We start from the raw sequence: 16334 nt of genomic DNA, 5'->3' as shown, positions 1-16334 counted from the left end.
TGTCGAGGAAGGGGCGGCGGGTGAGCTTGGTGAAGGTTTCTTCGTGCAGGGAGTCGAGGGAGACGTTGATGCGGGTGAGTCCGGCTTCCTTGAGCGCCGCCGCTTTTTTGTCGAGTCCGACGCCGTTGGTGGTCATGGAGATCGGCAGCTCGGGGTGCGCGTCGCGGAGGGCTGAGATGATGTCGACGAGGTCGGCTCGGACCAAGGGCTCGCCGCCGGTGAGGCGGAGTTCGCGGACCCCGAGGTGTTCGACGCCGATCCGCACCAGCCGGACGATCTCGGATGCGGTCATGACGGCTTGTTTGGACAACCATTCAAGGCCCTCGGCCGGCATGCAGTACGTGCATCGGAGATTGCATTTGTCCGTCAGGGACAAGCGCATGTCGGTGGCCCGGCGTCCATAACGGTCGAACAGGCCCGCCGGAGTTCCGGACGGCCGTCTCAGCATCGGCGACCCCGCGGGATCGCTTCCGCTCCGCGGCTGGGGCATGTTCAGCTAAACACCCATGTTTCCAGGCCACGATGGAGCATCGATAACGTTGCTTGGCTTCGTTCGGCCCGCCGGATCGCTATAGGCATACGAACCCGGCCGGCTGGCGGCGCCACTTTCGTCTTGGCAGTTGCACTTGGCGTCGATTTGCAGCCGGACCGTGACGGATTCGGAGGCTTCGAAGTTGAGGACTATCGGATCGGTGCCAGCACCTGAGATGCGAAGTACGTTTTCCTGCGACTGAGAATCATTCATTTGGTTTCTTTCTTTTGGGGGCTGCAGGCAGGGGCACGGAGCTGACCAGGCCGAACCGTGCGTGCGGTCCGGCCAGGTCAGCCGGTCGGAGAACTCACGCCGTCGGCCGAGCTCCGGGGCATTAGTTCAGTCCTCGAGAATCATCGCAGTGAAGGTCTGGCCGTATTTTCGAATGCCAGATCCTCCAGGAACGGCATTCCGTCCAGGTCGATCAGCGGGTTGTTGTCCTGGGTAGCGACCAGCTCGCGGGCCTCGGCCTCAGTATCAACGCTCGGCATGGAGCCGGGCAGCGGCCGCCGGGCGGATTCGCGCAGGAAGTAGATGCCGATCGCACCGATGATGGAAGTGCCCATGAGGTAGTAGGCAGGGGCCATGTCATTGTGCGTAGCCTCGATCAGGCCTTGGACGATGAATGGCGTTGTGCCGCCGAAAAGCGCCATGGAGAAGTTGTAGGCAATGCCCATGCTGCTATAGCGGCCCGACGTCGGGAACTGCGCGGGAAGCGCCGAGGCGAGGTTTGCGACATAGAACGTCACGGGGAAGGCGACAAGGGCAAGGCCAGCGAGCGTGGACCAGACATTGCCGACGCCGATCAGCAGGAATGCCGGGATGGCGAACACGATGGTGCTTCCGGCACCGATCCAGAGGACGGGGCGGCGGCCGATGCGGTCGGACAGTTTCCCGGTCAGCGGTATGCAGGCCGCCATTATCACCATCACGGGAATGGTTAGCAGCGTGCCGTGGATGGGGTCGTAGCCTTTGGACTCGGTCAGGTACGTCGGCATGTACGACGTCAAGACATAACCTACGGTGTTGGCAGCGGCGGCAAGGATCATGGCGAGAATAATTTGGCGCCAGTAAGCCTTGATGATGGGCAGGGGTCCCTTGGCCACGGCTTTGTCGGCTGCGGCAGCATCTGCAGAAAGTGCTTGCTGGGCGTCGAGGGTTGCCTGGAACTGGGGGGATTCCTCGATCTTGTTCCGGAAGTAGACGGCGATCGCACCGAGCGGCCCGGCGATCAGGAAGGGCAGCCTCCAGCCCCATTCCTCCATGGCCGCTTGGCCCAGAGACAGTTGCAGCACGGACACGATCGCAGCTCCCAACGCGAAGCCGAGATACGAGCCCATGTCCAGGAAGCTCGCGAAGAAGCCGCGCCGCCTGTCGGGGGCGTATTCGCAGACGAAGGTAGTGGCGCCTGCGTACTCGCCGCCGGTGGAAAAGCCCTGGACGAGTTTCAGGATCACCAACAGGGCGGCGGCCCATACGCCGATCTGAGCGTATCCGGGAAGGAGTCCGACGGCGAAGGTACTTGCCGCCATCAGCAGGAGCGTCGCCGCCAGCACCTTCTGGCGGCCAATCTTGTCGCCGAGCCAACCGAAGATGACACCGCCCAGCGGGCGGGCGATGAATGTTGCGGCGAAGGTGCCGAGCAGGAATAAGGTTTGGACGGACCTGTCAGCTTCGGGGAGGAAGACGGGGCCCATGGTGGTTATCAGGTAGCCGAAAACGCCCACGTCGTACCATTCCATGGTGTTGCCGACGATCGTACCGCCGAGTGCCTTCTTGAGCATCGGCTGGTTGACGACGTTGACGTCGGACACCTCTAGCCGCCTGTGTCTGAGGAGCTTCGGTTTCTGGGTCATAACGGTTCCTTTTGCTCAATATTGCAATTGGCTCATATGTGGCCGTCGGCCGGCACCTTGTGACAGGTTCGGTTCGTCGGTGGATAGGCGTAGTGCTTCCCTCGCAGGCCTTGGGCATGAAGCACCTCTCCTTCATTTGGGAAGGGACTCGCAAATACCGGTAGGCGCCAATTCCTAATCGTTCCGCATGGAACAACAGAATTCGCCATAAGCAACAGAGTGCGTTAGATCACAGTGATTGTCAAGGATGTTGCGCAAATGTGTTGCTTATCGTGATTCTTGTTGCGTATAGTCCTTCGGCTGCGGCCGATGGTCCCTGGGAACAACGAACCTACTTGAGCCAGGCGGCGACCTTGTCCGAGTTCGCGTCGATCCACTTCTGGGCGGCGGCATCCGGGCTCATGTTGTCCTTGGCGATGTACCCGGCAACCGTGTTCTGGTCCTGGTTCGTCCACGTGAATTTCTTGACGAGAGAATACGCGGGGCTACTGGAGTTGGCGAACTTGGTCGATACGATCTTGTTTAGGTCGTACTTGGGGTAGTCGCAGGCGACCTTGGCCGCGTCGGCGTCGCAGCCGGGCGTGTGGGCAGGGAGGTTGACTTTGACGAGCGGGACCTCCGCCATGAACCACTGGGGCTCGTAGAAGTAGCCGATCAGCGGGGTCTTGTTCTGCTCGGCTTGCCGGAAGGCCTGGATGAGCGCTGGTTCGCTGCCCGCGTACACGACCTTGAAGTTGAAGCCAAGGTTCTTCACGAGGGCTGCGTCGTTGGTGACAAAGGAGGGGTCGCCGTCGAGGAGTTGGCCTTGGCCTCCGGACTCGGAGGTCTTGAACAAGTCAGCGTACTTGTTGAGGTTCTTGGAGTCCGTGATGTCCGGGTACTGCTTGGCCATCCATGGCGGCACGTACCAGCCGATCACGCCGGTGTTGCCGGTCGGCCCGGCGTCGACCGCAGTCTTTTGCTGCTTGATGTACTTGTCCGCGAGCTCGGGGTGGCCCCAGTTCTCAAGGACGGTGTCTACCTCGCCGCTGCCGAAGCCCTGCCATGACACCTCTTCCTTGAGGGTCTTGTAATTTACGGTGCAGCCTAGCTTTTCCTTGGCCACGGTCCCTACGACGTAGGCGTCCGCCTCGTAGCCGACCCAAGGGTTTACGGCGACGTTGAACGCGCCGCATGCACTCTTTCCGCTTGGCGGGGTTGCGCTAGGGATATCGCCGGAGCATGCCGTGAGCGCGAGGACCGCGGTGAGGACAATTGCGGCAGACGCTCTCTTCCTAATCTTCAGGCCAGGGTCCGTCAGTGATTTCTTCACGGCTTTTCCTCTATCGGGTGCTGCCGAAGCGGGCAGTGGCGTGTTGCGTGATGCGGTCGAGCATGACTCCGAGCGCGGTGATGGCGATGCCGGCGGCAAGACCCTTTCCGAAGAGCTGGCTCTGGGAGAAACCGGCGACTACGAGATAGCCGAGTCCTCCGCCGCCGACGAGTCCGCCGACGACGACCATGGACAGGACGTAGAGCAAGCCCTGGTTGGCGGCGAGGACTACTGCCGCGCGGGCCATGGGGAGCTGGACCTTCGCGATCATCTGCCACGACGTTGTTCCGAGCGATTCCGCGGCCTCCACGGCAACTGGCGATACGCCTCGGATCCCGTCGGCAACTAGCTTCGTCGCGATGGGCACGCCGTAAGCGAACGCGGCGACGATCGCCGTGAATCGTGTGGGACCGAAGAGGGCGAGGGCCGGCACTAGGTACACGAAGGACGGGATGGTCTGGAAGGCGTCGAGCACGGGTCGGATGACCGAGTCGGCGGGCTTGCTCCGACCCATCCAGACGCCCAGGCAGACGGCGACGAGGACCACAACGAACGAGGCTACGAGCGTGGTCGCGAGCGTCTTCATGCTCTCATTCCACAGCCCGCTTCCGAGGATAACGGCTTCGCACACGATCGTGACTGTGGCGGCCCGCCGGCCGGCGAGCACGAACGCGATTCCGAGCAGCACGAGCGCCATGGCCCACCACGGGGACTGTGCGAGCACCGACTGGAGTGGGTCGACGAGAAGCGCGGTGACGGTGTTCTTGAGCCATTCCGTGAAGCCTGAGAACGTGCCGACCGTCCAGTCAGTGGTGGTAGAGACGGCCTTCGCTAGTGGGGTGCCGAGGTCGGGCCAAGCCGGGAACTTCGAGAGCGCAAGATAGATGTGCGAGAGATATATGGCGACAGCGGCGACGACGGCGCCTGCGATGATAACGGTCCGACGCATCTGCTGGCCCCCGAATGTGCCGGCCTGAGCCATTCCGGACCCGCGCAGTATGCGGGCTTCGATGCCTGAGCGTTCGGAGGCTCTCGTCGTGGTGCGGTCGAGCATGATCGCCATGAGCACGATGGCAAGGCCGGAGACAAACGCCGAGCCGACGTCGAGCGACTGGAGCGCCTGGAGCACCGGCGTGCCCAGGCCCGGGCCGTTGATGAGCGCGGCTATGGTGGCCATCGAGAGCGCCGCCATCGTGCACTGGTTGATGCCGACCACGATAGTGCGCCGGGCCATGGGAAGTTGCACCTTCACGAGGGCCTGCCAGGGCGTGCTGCCCATGGACGTGACAGCCTCGAGGGTGGCCGGTGAGACCCCTCGGATGCCGTGCTCGGTGATGCGCACGAGCGGCGGGAGCGAGTAGATGATGGTCGTGACAATCGCGGCGGCCGGGCCGATGCCGAAGACCAATGCGAGCGGGGCCAGGTAGGCGAACGACGGCAGGGTCTGCATGAGGTCAAGCAAAGGTGAGACCGCGGCCGAGACTCGGCGGCTTCGGGCCATGACAATGCCTAGCGGGAGGCCCGCGACTGTACAGATGCCGACTGCAAAGAACGTGACGATGAGCGTGTCGATGCTTTGTGCCCAGTAGCCGAAGAACCCGAAGAGCAGCACACAAACGCCGACGAGGAGCATCGAGCGCACGCCGGCGAACGCCAGGGCCAGCCAGGCGAGGAGCGCGACGACGCCGAGCCAGCCGATCTCCGGCACCGGGCGTCCGTCCGAGGCCTGGCTGAAGATGCCTTGGAGAGAGGTGACAAGCCCGTTGACTCCGTCCGTGATCGGCTGGACGATGTGCTGGAAGACGAAGGAGTTGGTGCGGGCGCTGTCAAAGGCGTCGCGGACGCTGTTCAGCCAGAGTTGGAAGTCCGTCTTGTCTGCGCCGCCCAACTCGAGGGTGTCCAGGCCCTTGAGCGTGGCCCAGAGCACGAGCCAGACGACGCAAATCCCCACGAGCGAGACCGGGCGCCAATGACGTCGGCAGAATCCCAGGACAGCAGGGCCTCCGGACGGGGTGGCAGGGGTTCGTCCTCCAGGTGAGTCGGGATGCGCGCCCCCTAACCGTCGTCGACGGTTGGCCCGCTCTGTGGCGACGCTCACCCGGCGCCGCCTTGGTGGGAAGCCGGGGACGGCTCCTCGGCGACGACGACGCGGAGGATATCCTCGTCGTCGACGATGCCGAGGAACTCCTCGCCGTCGAAAACCCTTACAGGCAGCTCCGAGTGGAGGACCTGCCGGGCGGCTTCGCGCACGATGCGGTCGGCCTGCATCACAGGCCCGTCGAGGGCCTCGCCCTCGCGCGGGGGCCGCACCACATAGCGCAGCGTGAGCACGTGTGAGCGGGGGACATCCGAGACGAAGCCGCGCACGTAGTCGTCAGCGGGGTTGGCGACGATGTCGGCGGGGGTTCCGATCTGGACGACCCCTCCGTCGCGCATGATGAGGATGCGGTCACCGAGCTTGAGGGCCTCCTGGAGGTCGTGGGTGATGAAGACCATCGTCTTCCCCACCTCCTCGTGCAGGCGGCGGACCTCGTTCTGCATGTCGCGGCGGATAAGCGGGTCAAGGGCGGAAAACGGCTCGTCGAAGAGCAGGACCCGCGGGTCCACGGCGAGTGCCCGGGCAAGGCCGACGCGCTGCTGCATGCCGCCAGAGAGCTGGTCGGGGAACGAATTCTCGTACCCGGTCAGGCCGACGAGGTCGACCATGTCCTGGGCCCGGGCGCGGCGCTGGGACTTGCCCTCCCCGCGGACTTCGAGGCCGTAGGCGACGTTGTCGATCACCTTGCGGTGCGGGAGCAGGCCGAACTGCTGGAATACCATCGCCATGTGGGTCCGGCGCATCGCCCGGAGGCGGGCCTTGCTCGCGTGGATAACGTCCTCGCCGCCGATCGTGACGCTTCCTGCCGTCGGCTCGATCAGTCGGGTGAGCAGGCGTACGAGCATCGATTTGCCGGAGCCGGAGAGTCCCATGACCACGAAGACCTCCCCAGGGGCCACCTCGAACGAGACGTTTTTGACGGCTGCGACGCAGCCGGTCTTGATTTGGAGCTCCTTGCGCGAGAGGTGCTCGTCCGGGGTGCCGATGATCCCATCGGACTTCTGACCGAAGATCTTCCATAGTCCATCGACCTTGAGCGCGGACTCAGTCGCGTTGGAGCTGGGGGTCTCTTCTGTCGCGGTGTGCGTGCTCATGCTGTTCTGCTCTTTCCGCTATCACTACCCCTCTATTGATGATGCATCTGCAGTGCTTGGCTGTCACGCGTGGCTGCTAGGCGTGACAGTCCACGGTGATACCGGGAGGGAGGCTGGGGGCCTCGTCGGATTCCTGGAGGTAGATATCCCCGCCAGCCATTTACCGATGACCCCGTGCCCCAGTGCCCGGGGTCATCGGTGCGTGTAGCCCATTTGCACGCTGATCCGGATTCCGGCCTGACGAAGGGCGTCAATAAGTCCGGGGATCTTCTGCGGGTCAAACCGGAACGCGGGTCCGGAGATGCTGACGGCTCCGATGACGGTTCCCAAGTGGTTGTAGATCGGAACCGCAATCGCGTTCAGGCCGATCTCCAGTTCCTCGCGTGTCTCCGCATATCCATCGTGGGCCACATCGATCAGCTGCTTCTCGAGGTCTTCCCGATTGGTGATAGTGCGGGGAGTCCTGGCATAAAACCCCGCTTCCGTCAGGATGCGGTCCCGTTCGTCGGCGGACAGTGCAGCCAACAAAACCTTCCCGCTTGAGGTGGCGTGGAGCGGCGTCAAGCCGCCCACCCAGTCATAAGTGGCCAACGACGACGGTCCCATGGCCTGATCCACGTTAACGGCATAGTTCGATCTCAGGACAGCGAGGTTCACGGTCTCCTTGAACTCGTCCGCAAGACTCTCCAACACGGGCCGGGCCTCGCGGACCAGGCTGAGCCGGCCGGGAATCGAACTGGCGAGCCGCAGGATGCCGAAGCCCAACTGGTACTTTCCCCGGTCGCTGTTCTGATGGACCATCTCCCTGCTCACCAACGAGCCCAGCAGTCGAGAGACCGAGGATTTGTGGATGCCGATTTCCTCGGCGATTTCGCTCACGCCGGCGTGTCCGTCACGGGAAAGGATTTCAAGGATCTGGAGGGCACGGTCAACGGACTGCACACCACCGGGCTGCCCGTTTCCGCCTTTTTCGGAGTCAAAGTCAATTGTGGCCATGAGCCATACCTACGTCTTTCTGCGGCGAAACAAGAGGCTGAAACCTCCCTCTTGTTTCTCTAAATCCTAGACCGGAACCGTAGGGGCATTGAACAGGTGGCTTCCCGCCGAGCCGGCGGTCAGGGACGGGGTCCATGGGAGTGGCAGGGCGGGAACCGGGTCCCCTGGCTGGGCGCCGTGAGGAGGCACAGCCAGGACACCATCGGCCCAGGCGAGTCCCCTCATCATTCCCGGGCCAGTGTGATGGGCAGGGGAGGCCAGCCCGTTGTCAAAGCGGAAGGGCATAAGGCGGGTGCGGCCCGGATCGGCGCCAATCGCGGTACCGGACGCTACCAGGCTGAGGTTCGAAAGCGGACGGTGTCCTAATGCCGCGATCAGGGGCGCACCAATGGTAATCAGTGCCATCATGGCGGCCAGCGGGTTTCCAGGCAGTCCGACGACGAAGCGCCCGTCCGGCAGTTCGGCCAGTACCGCGGGATGTCCGGGACGCATGGCGACGCCGTCCAGCAGCAGCCTCCCGCCTAGCGCGGCCATGGCGTTGCGGAAGTGGTCCGTTCCGGAACGGCCGGTTCCGCCTGTGGTGATCACGACGTCGGGCCGCTCCGCCGGGCGGGTGCCCGTATCGCTGAGGGCGGCGAGCCACTCCTGATATGAGTCCCCGATTCTTCGCTGTCCCACCGGGTCGCCTCCCAGCATTGCAAGGACCGTGCCCAACTGCGGGCCGAATGCGTCCCTGACCTGTCCCGGCGCGGGCGTCCCGGAGGTGACCACTTCCGAGCCCGTCAAAAGGATCGCGACTCGTGGCTTGCCAAAGACGTGTAGCTCGTCGTGGCCGGCGATCGCGGCAAGGGCGATATGGGCGGGATTGAGTACGGTGCCTGCGGGGATCAGCACTTCGCCTGCAGCGGCTTCCTCGCCTGCTTGGCGGATATGCTGTTCGCTTCGCGGTTCGCCGGGCCTTGCTTCGGGGCCGAGGGTCAGCGTGGGCACACCCGCTATGTCATCGCTTGTCCGGCCACTTTCGCGGCGTAATACGGCGTCGGTACCGACAGGCACCAGTCCGCCGGTGGCTATAGGGCTGGCATGGTGCGGTGCCAGAGGTTGACCCGGTTTGACCAAGGTCCAGGGTCCGCTGCCACTGACGGCCCAGCCGTCCATGGCCGAGGATGCGTAGTGCGGTAGGTCTTGACTCGTTGTGACGGCTCGCGCAAGCGTGCGTCCGATGGTTTCCGCCAGGGGCACGGGCATCGCCGGGATGGGGGAGGCACAATCGAATGCCAGTCGGCGGGCCTCTGACCAGCTCGTCGCGGACTTTCGAGCAGCCAGTGGACCCGAAGGCCGACGCGGTTGACCGCCGCGATCGGCTAAATCGTGAGCAGGCAAGCCGTGCCCCTATCTGAAGGCTTTCCGAATGGGATGCTGTTCCCCGGGAACGGCGATAAGGCACCTTCTTGGGCCTTAACGCCGTTCCCGGGGAGCGGGCCAGATTAGGTCCGGCCCCTAAATCGTGGCGGCTAGGCCTTGACGTAACCGTTGGGGTTCAGCACGTACTTCGTTGCGGCTCCCGCATCGAACTCGGCATACCCGCGGGGAGCGTCCTCCAACGCGATGGCCTTGGCGTTGACGGCTTTGGCGATCTGGACTTTGTCGTGCAGGATCGCCATCATCAGTTGCCGGTTGTACTTCATCACGGGGCACTGGCCTGTGGTGAAGGACAGGGATTTGGCCCATCCGGTGCCTAGGGAGAGCGAGAGGGAACCGTGCTGGGCAGCGTCGTCGATTCCACCTGGATCGCCGGTGACGTACAGGCCAGGGATGCCCAAGGCGCCTCCGGCGGCCGTGATTTCCATGAGGGAATTCAACACAGTGGCCGGCGCTTCGTGCGAGGCGTCCTTGCCGTGTCCGCGGGCTTCGAAGCCGACGGCGTCCACGCCGCAGTCCACTTCGGGCACGCCGAGGATCTGCTCGATTTGGTCCTTGGGGTCGCCCTTGGAGACATTGACGGTTTCGCAACCGAATGACCTGGCCTGGACAAGGCGGTTTTCGTTGATGTCACCGACAATGACCACTGCTGCGCCGAGCAGTTGCGCGCCGGCGGCGGCCGCCAGGCCGACCGGACCCGCGCCAGCAATATAGACGGTAGAGCCGACGCCGACCCCGGCCGTGACTGCTCCGTGGAAGCCGGTGGGGAAAATGTCCGAGAGCATGGTCAAGTCCATGATCTTCTCCAAGGCCTGGTCCCGGTCCGGGAACTTCAGCAAGTTCCAGTCCGCATAAGGCACCAGAACATAATCGGCCTGCCCTCCGACCCATCCGCCCATGTCGACGTAGCCGTAGGCGCTGCCTGGCCGGTCCGGGTTGACGTTCAGGCAGATGCCGGTCTTGCGTTCCTTGCAGTTCCGGCAGCGGCCACAGGAGATGTTGAAAGGCACCGATACGATGTCGCCCACCTTGATGAATTCCACATCCGGGCCAACTTCCACCACTTCGCCGGTGATCTCATGACCGAGGACCAGGTCCCGCGGTGCGGTGGTGCGGCCGCGCACCATGTGCTGGTCGGAGCCGCAGATGTTTGTGGTCACGGTGCGCAGGATCGCTCCGTGGGGCACCTTCCGGCCGACATTGGCGGGGTTGACGCCGGGGCCGTCCTTGAGCTCGAACGTCGGGTAGTCGGTGTCAATGATCTCGACTACGCCAGGTTCCTTGTATGCGACTGCTCTGTTTCCTGACATGGACACTCCTAAGGGCCATTTCATGGTGTTTTGATTCAGTGGTTGGACGTTCGCTGAAACCGTTGCCAACGGTTGCCCGTTGCCCGTAAGCGGTGCTCCGGCGCTCACCTCCCCAGGCATTCAGGCCACCGAAGCACCGCTTACGGGAAACGCGATTCCCCAAGACCGGTTCAGGGGATGAGAGAGGCAACCACGCTGATATGTCGATCTTCTCTTAAAGATATATCAGAAATATGTTACGTGAGCCGAACGGGTCATGTCCAGAGGTTTTTCAGCGGCCGAGTATCAGGCTGAGTGCTTCTGCGCGGGCGGCTGGCAGCCGGAGCTCGCCCCGCACCGCGGAGGTGATGGTCTTTGACCCTGGTTTTCTGACGCCCCGCATGGACATGCACAGGTGTTCACACTCGACGACGACGATCGCACCGAGGGGCCGAAGCGAAGTGACCAGGGCATCAACCACCTGCGTCGTGAGCCGCTCCTGAACTTGGGGCCTTCGAGCGAAGGTGTCCACCAGCCGGGCGAGTTTGCTCAGCCCCGTGACGAATCCATCCGGGGAGGGGATGTATCCGACGTGGGCTACGCCGTGGAACGGGACCAGATGATGCTCGCAGGTCGAGTAAAAGGGTATGTCCTTGACGATGACGAGTTCTTCATGGCCAAGGTCAAACGTCTTGTCCAGCACGGCGAGGGGGTCTTCGTGGAGGCCGCCGTACATTTCCGCCGCAGCGCGGGCGACGCGCGCGCGGGGGTCTCAACCAGGCCGGGCCTGTCCGGGTCTTCGCCAACGGCCAGGAGGAATTCCCGGACGGCCCGCTCCACCCGCGGACGGTCAACCCCCGGGGAGGACACCGCAACCGCGGTCCGGCTGTCACTCATAGCTGCCTGCGCTTGCCGGCTCGAGGCGGACAAGGACTGACTTTGACGTCGGGGTTCCGCTCACGTCGGCTACCGAGTCCAGCGGCACGAGGACGTTGGTCTCCGGGTAGTAGGCTGCGGCGCAGCCCTTTGGCGTCGAATAGCAGACGATGCGGAAATTCTCGGCCCGTCGCTCGGTGCCCCGGAATTCGGATACCAGGTGAACCATGTCGCCGTTCTCAAAACCCAGTTCGGCCACATCTGATTCGTTCACGAGGACCACCCGGCGACCGCCGTGAATGCCACGGTAGCGGTCGTCCTTGCCGTAGATGGTGGTGTTGTATTGGTCGTGGGAGCGCAACGTCTGGAGGATGAGGCGGCCCTCCGGGACGCGGAGGTACTCCAAGTCGTTCGCCGTAAAGTGGGCCTTGCCGGAAGCGGTGTCGAATTCCCTCGCATCCCGGGGCCGGTGGGGGAGGACGAAGCCTCCCGGGTTCTGGATCTTCTCCTCAAAATTTTCGAAGCCGTCGAGTACCGCTTCGATGTGTTTCCTGATCAGCGAATAGTCGTCCCTGAGTGCGAGCCAAGCGGCCTTGGGCGCGTTGGGCAGGAGGTGGCCGTCGCGGTCCGTGAAGAGCCGATGGGCCAGGTTGCAGACGATCGCCACTTCTGACATCAAGTGCTCGCTCGCGGGCTTGAGCCGTCCACGGGAGGCATGGACGGCACTCATGGAATCCTCCACTGTTACTCTTTGGTCACCTGTCCTCTGCGTGTCCCTCTCGGTGCGTCCGAGCGTGGGAAGGATCAGGGCGCGCCGCCCCGTCGCCAGGTGGGAATGATTCAATTTTGTGGAGATCTGGACCGTAAGACGGGTGTTGGCCAGGGATTGCTCCGTGGTTTCAGAATCCGGGGCCGCCCGCACAAAATTGCCGCCCATCCCGACGAAAACCCGGACCTTGCCGTCCCGCATCGCACGGATGGCCGCGACGGTGTCGTAGCCATGGGCCCGGGGGGAGAGGAACTGGAACTCGTGGTCCAGCCTGTCGTGGAATTTCTCCGGCATTTGCTCGAAGATGCCCATGGTGCGGTCACCCTGGACATTGGAATGTCCGCGGACGGGGCAGACTCCGGCCCCGGGCTTGCCGATGTTGCCCTGGAGAAGGAGGACATTGACGACGTCGCGGAGCGTGGGCACGGAATGCTTGTGCTGTGTCAGGCCCATGGCCCAGCAGACAATGGTCGCCTTAGACGCCAGCAGGCGCTCACCGGTAGTCCTGATCTGGTCCATCGTCAGCCCGGTCGCTTCGAGGATGTCCTCCCACGCAACATCTTCCAGTTGCTTCAGGTAGGCATCGAGGCCGACGGTGTGATTGTTGATGAAGTCATGGTCGAGTACGGTTTGCAGGCCCGGGCTGGTCCTTCCAGCACCTTCGGCCTCCAGCAGGTATTTGCCCAGTCCCTGGAAAAGCGCCTGATCGCCCCCGGCCCTGATCTGCAGGAAGTCGTCGGTCAGTTCGGTGCCAACCAGCATGCCAACGGGGTTCTGCGGGTTTTCGAATCTGAGCAGTCCGGCTTCAGGAAGTGGATTCACGGACACGATAACCGCACCGTTTTTCTTGGCCTTCTCCAGTGAGCTGAGCATGCGCGGGTGGTTCGTGCCTGGATTTTGGCCCGCCACGAAAATCAGCGACGCCGTTTCCACGTCTTTGAGGCTCACTGAGCCCTTGCCGATGCCGATGGTCTCGACGAGTGCCGAACCGGAGGACTCGTGGCACATGTTGGAACAGTCCGGAAGATTGTTGGTCCCCACGCCGCGCACGAGGAGCTGGTAGGCGAAGGCCGCCTCGTTTGACGTCCGGCCGGAGGTGTAAAACACCGCCTGGTCCGGGTTGTCCATGTCCCTGATCTCCTGTGCGATGAGCTCCAAGGCATCGTCCCAATCCACGGGCCTGTAGTGCGTTGCGCCCTCGTCCAGGAGCATGGGGTGCGTCAGCCGCCCCTGCTGGCCCAGCCAGTAGTCGTCCCGCGTCTTCAGTTCAGCTATGGAATGCGATGCGAAGAACTCCGGCGTGACGCGGCGGCGTGTGGCTTCTTCCGCGACGGCCTTGGCACCGTTCTCGCAGAACTCGGCTGTATGGCGTTTGTCGTGTTCCGGCCAGGCGCAGCCCATGCAGTCGAACCCGTCCACCTGGTTGACCGCCAGCAAAGTTTGGACGCTGCGCAGGGGGCCCATCTGCTCGAGGGAGATTTTCAGCGCGTTGGTGACGGCAGGGAGGCCCACGGCCTTTGATTTGGGTTTGGTGACAGTCAGCTTTGACTCGTCGATATTTTCACGGGGGGCTTTTGAGGCCATGGGCTTTACCTTCAGATCTTGGCCGGATAGAGAGGTCTGGCGGTGAGGAGGAGGAAGTTCGTGACATTCTTATCCCTCTGGTCTTGATATATCAGTTGTAGGGATAATATGTTCACGGGGCCGGTGAGTCAAGGCGCCGTCACCGAACGGGAAGGATCAGACGTGGAGAGCAGCGGCAAGTTATCGGTCATGGGGGAGTCGGAGCTGCCTGCGAGGCAGGATGACGAGTCCTATGCCGAGTATGCGTACCGGGTGCTGTGTGATGAGCTCATCGTTCTTGATATCAAGCCTGGGGAGCCCTTGAATGATGATTTGATCTCGCGTCGGCTTGGTGTTGGAAGAACGCCTATCCGGGAAGCCATGAAGAGGCTGGAGGGCGACCACCTAGTGGTTGCCTATCCACGCAGGGGAACCTTTGCCGCGGGCGTGGATATTACGGACCTTGCTGAAATCTCAGAGATTCGTCAGCTTTTGGAGCCTGCGGCATCTGCACGTGCCGCTCGAATGGCTTCGGACCGGACGCGGCAGGAGCTAAGGGAGCTTGCCCGGGAGGTTCGGCAGCTCTTGGCCGGCCATCTGGCACAGCGGGACCTCATGCGCTTGGACATGAGAGTGCACCGCAGCATCTACCGGGCGACTGGCAGCCGGCATCTCGAGGATGTCCTGATTCGCTGCGACAACCTGGCGACCCGTATCTGGAGTCTCGTGCTGGAGAAGCTCCCCCCGGTTTCCGAACACATCGCCCAGCACGTGGAGCTGCTTGAACGCATTGCCGATGGCGAGGCAGAAGCGGCCGCAGACCTGACCGCCAAGCACGTTACCGACTTCGAGAACCTGATCCGGGCGGTCCTCTAGCAAAACTGAGTGTCCCGGATGCCCGGCACCCGTTGCCCTCGGGGCGGGCATGGTTTTGCCCTTGTGTCAGCCGACAGGTCCGGCGATCAACGAGCGGAACTGTTCCCTTGCGGCCTCGGCTGTGTGCAGGAGCAGCAGCGATGTGGTGACGGTGCCGACGCCGCCGGGAACGGGCGTCAGTGCTGCGGCGACGCCCAGCACGCTGGCTTCGTCCACGTCTCCCACGAGGGATCCGTCGGGCAGGACGTTCGTGCCGACGTCGATCACTACCGACTCGGAGGAAACGTGGGCGCCGGTGAGCAGGCCGGTCCGCCCGGCCGCGACCACGACGATGTCGGCAGTCTGCGTGTATCTCTCGAGCGGACCCGACTTGGAATGACAGACGGTGATCGCGGCGTCGCGTTCCAGCAGGAGCAGTGATAACGGTTTGCCCACGACGGCGGAACGGCCGATGACGACGACGTTCCGGCCCGGCACCGGGATGTCGTAGTGGTCGAGGATCTCGACGACGGCCCGGGCCGTAGCAGGTGCGAAGGCGGGTTGCCCCACGGCCAGCAGGCCGAGGCTGAGCGGGTTCGCGCCGTCGATGTCCTTCTCCGGTGCGATGTGGCTGACCAGGGCATCGGTCCTGACCCCGGCGGGCAGGGGCGCCTGCAAGATGATTCCGTTGACGGACGGTTCCGCGCTGAGGTGTTTCAGGACGCTGGCCAGGACTTGCTCTGTGGCGTCGTGGCCGAGGTCGAGAATCCGGCAGCCGATTCCCGCGCGTTCGGCCGCGCGCTCAATGGAGCGGACGTACCAATGCGTGGACTCGTCGTCTGTTGCCACGACCACCGCGAGGACCGGGCGCACTCCGTCATTTTCGAGGTTCCGTGCCTCATCCCGGGCCCTTTGCTGGATGAGCGCGGCCAATGGCTTGCCGGAAAGCAGGGTGGCGTTCAACCGAGGATCCTTTCGCGCACGCGCTTCGCGAGCGAGTCTGCCGCAAGGACGACCTTCTCTTCGATCCCGTCGGTCTGCTCGGCAAGCCGGGCACGGGTCGCGCCGTCCTCGATGGCCACAATGTTGATGTCGATGTTGACGCGCGCCGTGGTGGCGGCCGCGCGGGCAGCGTCCGCGGCGGCTGCGATGTCGCTGATCACGTTGGCGTTTGCCGCGTCGAACAGTTCCGTGGCCAGTTCGACGACGGCTCCTGAGACCTTGATCAGCTGTGCCGGGGTCCGTGCAGCGTGAACGAGGGCATCCTGGATTGCTGCGGACCGCGCTTCGTTGAGGGCCTCGGTCCCGGAGGGCAGCTTGTAGGAATCAATGACAGCCTGGAACGCTAGTTCGTCGGCGTCCGCAAGTCGCAGGGCTTCGTCCACAAGTTCGTCGGCGGCCGCGATGATCCTTGAGACCAGTGCGGCGTGTTGCTCGTATTTGGCGCCCGTGGTGTACCTGGCGACCATTGCAACGAGGGCGGCCCCTTGGGCGGCGTGAAGCGCAGCGGCTGCGCCTCCGCCGGGGGTGGGTTGCCGTGATGCGAGCCTGGTGAGGTAATTGTTGATTGTTTCTGAACTGATCATGGGTCTTCCTGGGCTGGGTCTTCCGAGGCTGGGCTTGGAGAGCTGGGGCGGTAGAAGAGTCGAGGGGAAAGACAGCGGCCCGGACT

The 16334-nt window shown here is 63.5% G+C and carries 12 protein-coding genes and 1 pseudogene; 1 reads left to right on the top strand and 12 read right to left on the bottom strand.

The annotated features are described in order from the left end of the window. The 10 genes and pseudogenes from AC1DJW_RS13275 to AC1DJW_RS13230 all read right to left on the bottom strand — a co-directional run. Positions 1-490 (bottom strand): radical SAM protein (locus tag AC1DJW_RS13275; protein ID WP_476901621.1); only part of this gene is annotated, 490 nt, incomplete at its 3' end. Between the two features lie 395 nt (positions 491-885). Continuing rightward, positions 886-2388, bottom strand: a complete 1503-nt coding sequence (locus AC1DJW_RS13270) for an MFS transporter (protein WP_476901620.1) — start codon at positions 2386-2388, stop codon at positions 886-888. A gap of 331 nt (positions 2389-2719) precedes the next feature. After that, entirely contained in the window at positions 2720-3700 is a 981-nt protein-coding gene (locus AC1DJW_RS13265) for an ABC transporter substrate-binding protein (RefSeq protein ID WP_476901619.1), read from the bottom strand. A gap of 10 nt (positions 3701-3710) precedes the next feature. Beyond that, positions 3711-5798, bottom strand: a complete 2088-nt coding sequence (locus tag AC1DJW_RS13260; protein ID WP_476901618.1) for an ABC transporter permease — start codon at positions 5796-5798, stop codon at positions 3711-3713. Then, a complete protein-coding gene (locus tag AC1DJW_RS13255; protein ID WP_476901617.1) occupies positions 5795-6892 on the bottom strand; it encodes a quaternary amine ABC transporter ATP-binding protein in 1098 nt (365 codons plus the stop codon). Before AC1DJW_RS13255 ends, AC1DJW_RS13260 begins: the two co-directional genes overlap by 4 nt. A 192-nt stretch (positions 6893-7084) precedes the next feature. Beyond that, complete coding sequence (locus AC1DJW_RS13250; protein ID WP_284753068.1) at positions 7085-7888, bottom strand: IclR family transcriptional regulator; 804 nt, start codon at positions 7886-7888, stop codon at positions 7085-7087. Between the two features lie 66 nt (positions 7889-7954). Continuing rightward, positions 7955-9214: a molybdopterin molybdotransferase MoeA gene (locus tag AC1DJW_RS13245; protein ID WP_476901625.1), complete on the bottom strand. Its 1260-nt coding sequence runs from the start codon at positions 9212-9214 to the stop codon at positions 7955-7957. Between the two features lie 188 nt (positions 9215-9402). Continuing rightward, on the bottom strand, positions 9403-10620 hold the full coding sequence (gene fdhA / locus AC1DJW_RS13240) for a formaldehyde dehydrogenase, glutathione-independent (RefSeq protein ID WP_476901616.1): 1218 nt from the start codon (positions 10618-10620) through the stop codon (positions 9403-9405). A 271-nt stretch (positions 10621-10891) separates the two neighbouring features. Beyond that, positions 10892-11496: pseudogene (folE, locus tag AC1DJW_RS13235) on the bottom strand (GTP cyclohydrolase I FolE). Further along, positions 11489-13828, bottom strand: a complete 2340-nt coding sequence (locus tag AC1DJW_RS13230; RefSeq protein WP_476901615.1) for an FdhF/YdeP family oxidoreductase — start codon at positions 13826-13828, stop codon at positions 11489-11491. The pseudogene folE and the gene AC1DJW_RS13230 overlap by 8 nt, the downstream one beginning before the upstream one ends. Positions 13829-14017: 189 nt before the next feature. On the opposite strand from AC1DJW_RS13230, the gene AC1DJW_RS13225 reads away from it, so the two are divergent. Next, the gene (locus AC1DJW_RS13225) at positions 14018-14683 is read left to right on the top strand and encodes a GntR family transcriptional regulator (RefSeq protein WP_476901624.1); all 666 of its coding nucleotides are present in this window, start codon (positions 14018-14020) and stop codon (positions 14681-14683) included. A gap of 66 nt (positions 14684-14749) precedes the next feature. Here AC1DJW_RS13225 and AC1DJW_RS13220 read toward each other — a convergent pair whose 3' ends face one another. Both AC1DJW_RS13220 and AC1DJW_RS13215 read right to left on the bottom strand, forming a co-directional pair. Then, positions 14750-15625 carry a bifunctional 5,10-methylenetetrahydrofolate dehydrogenase/5,10-methenyltetrahydrofolate cyclohydrolase gene (locus AC1DJW_RS13220; protein ID WP_476901614.1) on the bottom strand — a complete coding sequence of 292 codons (876 nt, stop codon included), beginning with the start codon at positions 15623-15625 and terminating at the stop codon, positions 14750-14752. Further along, the gene (locus AC1DJW_RS13215) at positions 15622-16248 is read right to left on the bottom strand and encodes a cyclodeaminase/cyclohydrolase family protein (RefSeq protein ID WP_390280531.1); all 627 of its coding nucleotides are present in this window, start codon (positions 16246-16248) and stop codon (positions 15622-15624) included. Before AC1DJW_RS13215 ends, AC1DJW_RS13220 begins: the two co-directional genes overlap by 4 nt. Positions 16249-16334 lie beyond the last annotated feature (86 nt).

Source organism: Arthrobacter sp. 05L417 (genome assembly GCF_056397865.1).
Note: the sequence above shows the minus strand (reverse complement) of the source record. Positions and strands in the feature narration are given on the sequence as shown.